Annotated in this window: 5 protein-coding genes; 2 read left to right on the forward strand and 3 right to left on the reverse strand. The window is 61.8% G+C overall.

The features are described from left to right. Positions 1-24 precede the first annotated feature (24 nt). Together CT676_RS45400 and CT676_RS28540 are read right to left on the reverse strand one after the other, a co-directional pair. Complete coding sequence (locus CT676_RS45400; RefSeq protein ID WP_244623289.1) at positions 25-2,172, reverse strand: adenylate/guanylate cyclase domain-containing protein; 2,148 nt, start codon at positions 2,170-2,172, stop codon at positions 25-27. 158 nt (positions 2,173-2,330) lie between these two features. Beyond that, entirely contained in the window at positions 2,331-3,242 is a 912-nt protein-coding gene (locus CT676_RS28540; protein ID WP_085403115.1) for a LysR family transcriptional regulator, read from the reverse strand. Positions 3,243-3,371: 129 nt separating this feature from the next. Between CT676_RS28540 and CT676_RS28545 the strand changes: the two genes are divergently transcribed. After that, positions 3,372-4,310, forward strand: a complete 939-nt coding sequence (locus CT676_RS28545; RefSeq protein ID WP_085403113.1) for a ring-cleaving dioxygenase — start codon at positions 3,372-3,374, stop codon at positions 4,308-4,310. Then, positions 4,307-4,933: an alpha/beta hydrolase gene (locus CT676_RS28550; RefSeq protein WP_085403112.1), complete on the forward strand. Its 627-nt coding sequence runs from the start codon at positions 4,307-4,309 to the stop codon at positions 4,931-4,933. The genes CT676_RS28545 and CT676_RS28550 overlap by 4 nt, the downstream gene beginning before the upstream one ends. A gap of 57 nt (positions 4,934-4,990) precedes the next feature. On the opposite strand, the gene CT676_RS28555 is transcribed toward CT676_RS28550, so the two are convergent. After that, a complete protein-coding gene (locus tag CT676_RS28555; protein ID WP_085403110.1) occupies positions 4,991-6,289 on the reverse strand; it encodes a glycosyltransferase in 1,299 nt (432 codons plus the stop codon). Positions 6,290-6,669 lie beyond the last annotated feature (380 nt).

Here is a 6,669-nt window from a genome sequence, read left to right on the forward strand (position 1 = left end):
GCCGAACTCCGCGGTGGACCGTTGTCATTCCTCAGGTAGCCCGGCTTTACGCAACGCGCTCGCCATTTTTTCGCGGAACGAAGGTTCGAGGCAGTACGTCCGAAAGAAGCTGTTTGCCTCGCGTGTGGAGAACTCAGGCTCAAGTTTCAATAGCTTGGTAACATGGGCTTTTGCTTCGTCGAGCCTGTCGAGGGATGCGAGCGCGTAAGCCATGTTGAGATGACTAAGCCAAAGACCCTCGACGTAACCACGGCGAAATGTTTCGTAAGCTTCCTGATGTTCACCTCTAGACCAATGTCGCTTTGCGGGCGCATACCACCACAAGCTCGGTGCACTCGCTCCCATTAAGCCAAGCGCTTTTTCGGCCATGGCCGCGCCAGCATCCCAATGTCCCGAAAACGCCAGGCTAAGCCCCAACGAACCTATCGCGTAGGCATCATATGGATTGAGTGCAATCGCCCTTTCAGCTTCGTACTGCAGCAAGTCGGTCTGACAATTGGCGAAGTATCCAATGGCCAGGCGAAAGCGAACGAAGCTATCATCCGGCGCTAGCTCGGCCGCACGCAGTGATGCCTTCAAGATCGCTTCGTTGAGATAGAGCCGCTTGTCGATGCTTCTCGCTTCGTCTTGAGGCAATCCGAACCCAAACGACCGCTGATTGAGCATAACGCCAGCCAATACTGCCCAGGCAGTGGCGTTGGCGGACTCCTCGCGGGTGACGCGATCGAGACATTCGCGCGCTCTGATCACCGCTGCGGGTGTGCCGACCGTTCCTGCAAGTACGCCTTGGATAATGCACTCATAAGAGCTGAGCTCGCCGGTCGGCTTCGCCTGCACCCGCTTGTACTCGGCGGTCGCAATAGCACCCGGATAGGCAGCGATTAACGTTGCAGCTTGACCAGCGAGTTCGTCTTGAAGCGATGTCGACGAGATAATTTCGGAGCCAACCTCAAAGTTCCTTGACCATACCGAACTCGCCGCGAGCGCATCACTCAGTTGAATACTGATAGCCATGCCTTTGGCCGAACCTCTCAGGCTGCCACCAATGACATACTGGGCGCTCGTTTTTCGTGCTAGTTGCCCGTATTCGGTCGTCGTCATTGGTTCAGCGAGGGAGCGCTCGATGACACGCAAGGAAGAGAACTTGCCAATCGAGGCGCCAATATGCTCGGTCAAGATCGAGGCAACTGCATCATATCTTGGGTCTCCAGTATTATTGATGAGAGGGAGGATCAGAACTATCGGCCCCTGAGAGTGGGTCGGCTTGATCACTGAGCCCGTCGGCGTGCGCGGTGCAGTACTCGCGTGCACAAGCTCGGTGCGAGCCGGTTTCCAGGTCGTCCAATAGCCAATCAATCCAACGGCCAAAGCGCCTACCGCTGCCAGTAAGAACATCATGCCGAGTACGGTATTGGGACCAGATTTGATGTTGGCCAGTAGATGCATTGCTCGGCGAGCAGCGGTTTCTTTTACCGCGCTGTGGCCGATCAGGCCCGTTTCCTCGTGGCTTCTCACAATCCTGAACGGACCAAACGGGTACTTCCTTTGGCGAACATGCGAGACTGGCTCGCTACCGTGGCCAAGTATCGTGGGCGACGTGGACGCAGTTGAGGCCCGTGTCGCTTGGCTAGGCGTCTCCCAGACCACGGCGTAGGATCTGATGGGACAAGCAATGTTCTTGAGGTTTTGCTCGCCCAAATCAGCGAACTGTACCCCGACCTTGCCTCGGATTTGATCGTAGGCAGAAGACGCGATGCATATGCCGCCCGGCTCCGCGATGCCCTCAAGCCGAGCCGCGATGTTAACGCCATCCCCAAAGATGTCGTGGGGTTCGACGATTACGTCGCCGATATTGATACCCACGCGCAAAGCAATGCGCGTGTCTCCTAATTCGTCGATCGTTATCTCCTTGATACGGGTCTGGAACTGCACGGCCCCGCGGACCGCTTCGACCGCGCTTGGAAACTCTGCCAGGAATCCGTCGCCGGTATTCTTGACGATGCGGCCGCGGTGTTCGGCGATCGCCGGGTGGACAGCCTCCGTTAAAAGGGAAGTCAGTCTAGCGTGTGTGTCCTCTTCGTCGCGATGCATGAGTCGCGAATAGCCAACCACGTCGGCGGCCAAGATAGCCGCTAACCTGCGCTCAACCCGGACTGGCCGCTCCTGCGCCATGGTACGCAATTCCAAGCCGCCCCTATTCTACAATGGGTTGCAAGGATTGCCCATCCGTTTGTGCCGCCTTCTGGCCCAAAGGCAAAATACCCCGCTTCTCGGCCGCTGTTCGGGGCCAAGCAGACATCGGCCGGCCGCTTGATGAGCCCGCGCCTACCTCAGCGCGTCCGCACACCCGCCTCCTCCTCGCGCCCAAACCGCTCAACCAGAAAATCGATGAACAGCCGCACCTTCACCGACAAATGCCGGGTCGGCGGATAGACCGCATAGAGCGCCAGTGGCGGCGCGGAATATTTGTCCAGCACCGTTCGCAGCTCGCCCTTCTTCAACGCATCGGCGGCAATGAACTCCGGCAGCAGCGCGAGCCCCCTGCCCTTGATCGCGACGTCGCGCAGCACTTCGGCATTGTTGACGCAGAGCGACCAGGCCGGCTGGATCCAGTGATCGCCGTCGCTGCCCGTGAGCTTCCACTGATTGCCTGTCAGCAGGAAGCCGTAGGTCAACGAGACATGCTCGCGCAGGTCCTGCGGATGCTTTGGCGTGCCGTGACGCGCGAGATAATCGGGCGAAGCGCAGATCATGCGCGCCACCGGCATGATTTTTCGCGCGATCAAACTCGAGGATTCCAATTCCGCAATCCGCAGCGTCACGTCAAAGCCGTCCTGGACGGGATCGAGCAGATCGTCGCTGAGCACGATCTGGAGCTGAAGCTCGCCATAGCGCGCCATGAAATCGGCCAGCACAGGACCGAGCCGCATCGTGCCGAACGACATCGGCGCGTTGACCCGTAGCAGGCCGCGCGGCGCCGACTGGGCCTGCGCCACCGCCTGATCGGCGGCCTCGATCTCCGAGAGGATCACGACCGCGCGCTCGAAGTAGCGCTGGCCGTTCTCGGTCGGGCTTGCGTGGCGCGTCGTCCGGTTCAGAAGCTGGACGCCGAGGCTCTCCTCGAGGTCGGCGATGTATTTGCTGATCGCCGAGCGCGACAGCCGCAGCTGCCGGCCCGCCTCGGCAAAACTGCCGCTTTCGACCACCTTCACGAAGGCCCGGAGGCTGGCGACCTTATCCAAGGGCCGGCCCCGGCGATTGTTTCCAAATCGTAGACATAGATGTCATATTTGCATGGATTGTCTCCAATCCAAAGCGGAACGATATTTCCACCCAGAGCAAGACCGCTCCCCGAATTCTGGAGGACGACAATGTCTGGACTGCACCACGTCACCGCGATCGCCGGCGATCCCATCCGCAATTTCGGCTTCTACACCCGGGATCTCGGCCTGCGCTTCGTCAAGAAGACGGTCAATTTCGACGATCCCGGCACTTACCACTTCTATTACGGCGACGAGACCGGCCGCCCCGGCACCATCCTGACCTTCTTCCCCTGGGCCGGCGTGCCCGCCGGTCGCCGCGGCGTCGGCGAGACCCATCAGACCGCCTTCCGTGTGCCGCAGCGCTCGCTCGGCTACTGGACGCAGCGCTTCACCGAGAAGGACATCGCCTACGAGGCGCTGGAGAAGCGTTTTGGCGAGTCCGTGCTGCCGTTCACCGACCCTGACGGCATGGCGCTCGCGCTTGTGGGTGTCCCCGGTGCCGAGAACGAGCCCGGCTGGAGCAATGGCGACGTCCCGGCCGAGCACGCGATCCGCGGCTTCCATGGCGTGACCTTGCTGCTCGACAGCGCGGCGAAGACGGCTTCCGTGCTCACCGACGTGTTCGGCTTCAAGGAGACCGGACGCGAGGGCTCGGTGATCCGCTTCAAGGCGCCGGGCGATGCCGAAGGCAGCGTCGTCGACATCTACGAGGCCAAGGGCTTTTTGCGCGGACATCAGGGCGGCGGCTCCGTCCATCACATCGCCTTCCGCGCGGCCGACGACGCCGAGCAGGGCCGGATGGCGCAAAAGCTCGTGAGCAATCACGGCCTGCATCCGACCGAGCAGAGGGACCGCAACTACTTCCGCTCGATCTACTTCCGCGAACCCGGCGGCGTGCTGTTCGAAATCGCGACCGATATCCCCGGCTTCGCCGTCGACGAACCGGTCGCAACGCTGGGACGTGATCTGAAGCTGCCGAGTTTCCTCGAAGCGCAGCGCAAGCAGATCGAAAATGTTCTGCCGAGCCTGGAAGAAAGCGCGTCATGACCGAGAGCACATTCATCCATCGTTTCGAGCCCGCGACCAGCGCGGGCTCCCCTCCGATGCTGCTGCTGCACGGCACCGGCGGTGACGAGAACGACCTGCTTGGGCTCGGCAAGATGATCTCGCCCGGCTCCGCGCTGCTCTCGCCGCGTGGCCGCGTGCTCGAGCACGGCATGCCGCGCTTCTTCCGCCGTCTCGCCGAGGGCGTGTTCGACGAGGACGACGTGCGCCGGCGCGCGCTGGAGCTCGGCGACTTCGTCGCGGATGCGCGGAAGCAATACGGCATCGCCGCGCCGGTTGCGGTCGGCTTCTCCAACGGCGCCAACATCGCAGCCGCGCTGTTGCTGCTGAAGCCGGACGTCCTGGCAGGCGCAATCCTGCTGCGTGCCATGGTGCCGCTGTCGGATCCGCCGAAGGCAGAGCTTGGCGGCAAGCCGATTCTGCTGCTGTCCGGGCAGGCCGATCCGATCGTGCCGGCGAGCAATTCGGCAACGCTTGCGGCGCTGTTGTCGGAAGCCGGCGCGCGTGTCGACCACAAGGTCCTGCCGGCAGGCCATCAATTGTCGCAGGCCGACGTCACGCTGGCCCGCAACTGGATCGGCAGCGTCGACGCCAAAGCGGCATGAACCAACGAGCGGCGCATCGTTCACGAACGGTGCGCCGCTCATTCGCCTTGCGATCCGTCAGGCAGATTTTCGAAGCGATTGTTTCTTCGGTTGCGGTCTCGCCGCGCGGCCAATGGCGGCGATCGCCTCCATCTCGTCGACGAGGCCGGACCGATCGATATCGACTTTCATGGCCTCGCCGAGCAGACAGGCCGCCTTCCTGAATTGCGGCTCTGCAATCAATCGGTTCACCGCCGCGGCAATTTCCGCTTCGGAGGCGGTTGGAGGCAATTGAAGCCCTGCCCCCTTCGCTTCGACGCGCGCGGCGTTGGCAGCCTGGTCTCGCCCCATTGGCAGGATGAGCTGCGGCAGTCCGTTGATGAGTGAACGCGTGGTCGTTCCGTGGCCGCCTTGCGAGATCACCACGGAAACATCCTTCATGACGAGGTCATGGGGAGCGCCCCGGACCAAATGCACGTTCTTCGGAGCCCGGAGATCGGCGACGTCGACATTGGGACCGGCTGTTGCAAGGGCATCGATCTCGACCGCCTCCATCGCGTTGATAATGCGCTGAAACAGCTCGCGCTGACCCTGCGCGCCCGTGCTGCATGCGATCAGCCCGCGAGGACGATCCGACTGAGCCGACCATGGCGCTCGCCACGCCTCCGTCTGCCGAGATTTTGACCAGTTCGGTACATCGAGCAGCGGTCCGACATAGCGGAAATTGTCGGGCAGCGCGTCCGCTTGAAAGTCGAACGCTCGACTGGTCGCGAGCAAAAGCCGGTTGGCCCGATCGAACAGATCGTAGACATCTGCCAGAAGCGGAAGACCCAGATCGGCACGCGCGCGGTTGAGACTTGGCAGAAACACATTGAGTGTTTCGGTAAGCCTGGCATTGGCGGCGTCGACTTCGGCGCGCTCTTCCGGCGTTTTCGGTTGCCTCAACCCGCTGGTGGCCGGCGGCATTCCCGGCAGGGGCCGAATGCTGACATGAGGGGACAGCAGAGCGAAAGGCACGCCTGACGCCTCCGCCCCGAGCGCAGCTCCAAACAGCACGTCAAGCACGAGAACGGCATCCGTCGGCATACGGCCGATCTCATCCCGTACATCGGCCGCATAGAGCGCAGCAGGATCAAAGACGGCCTGGCGTAGAAAGTCTTTCACATCCGAGACGTCCACCGGATCCGCAGCCTTTCCGGTCGGGGCGCGGCGCCATGCGACAAATGCAAAGCCGGAGGCCTCGACTTCCGAGCGCATCGCCGGATCCGCCATCACCCGGATATGATGTCCATTCCGGTGCAATCTCCGCGCCGCAGTCAGCAGCGGGCTCAAATTCCCGAGGGTCCCCCACGACGCCAGCAGAAAATTATAAGACATCGTAGAACCCTTTCGTCACGGTTGCGAATGCGCTGTCGCAATCCATCCTGCGCAACCCAATGCAGGCTTCCGGACGGACGCGTGGCTGCGCTTGTGTTCGCGCGGGCCACGCCAAGAATGGAGCGGCGCGCGCTACCGAACGATGTCTCCCCGGAGGGAGATGGTTACAGCCGTAAGGAGAGGAAGGCCGCTTATGGGCCAACGCGGACATTGGAGCTGATGGCCAGGTCCGCTAAGCGGCAAGAGCGGTCCAACTGTTCAGGACGCGGATTTGTCCGCTAAGGGCCGATTTTGTTGCAAAAGTCAGTTGAGACGAGCCGGCAAGCGTGATTCCGTTGTGATGACGCGAATCGCGACGAGGTCGATCCATGATGGGCCGT

The sequence above is a fragment of the Bradyrhizobium sp. MOS001 genome, from assembly GCF_004634465.1.
GTDB classification, from domain to species: domain Bacteria; phylum Pseudomonadota; class Alphaproteobacteria; order Rhizobiales; family Xanthobacteraceae; genus Bradyrhizobium; species Bradyrhizobium barranii.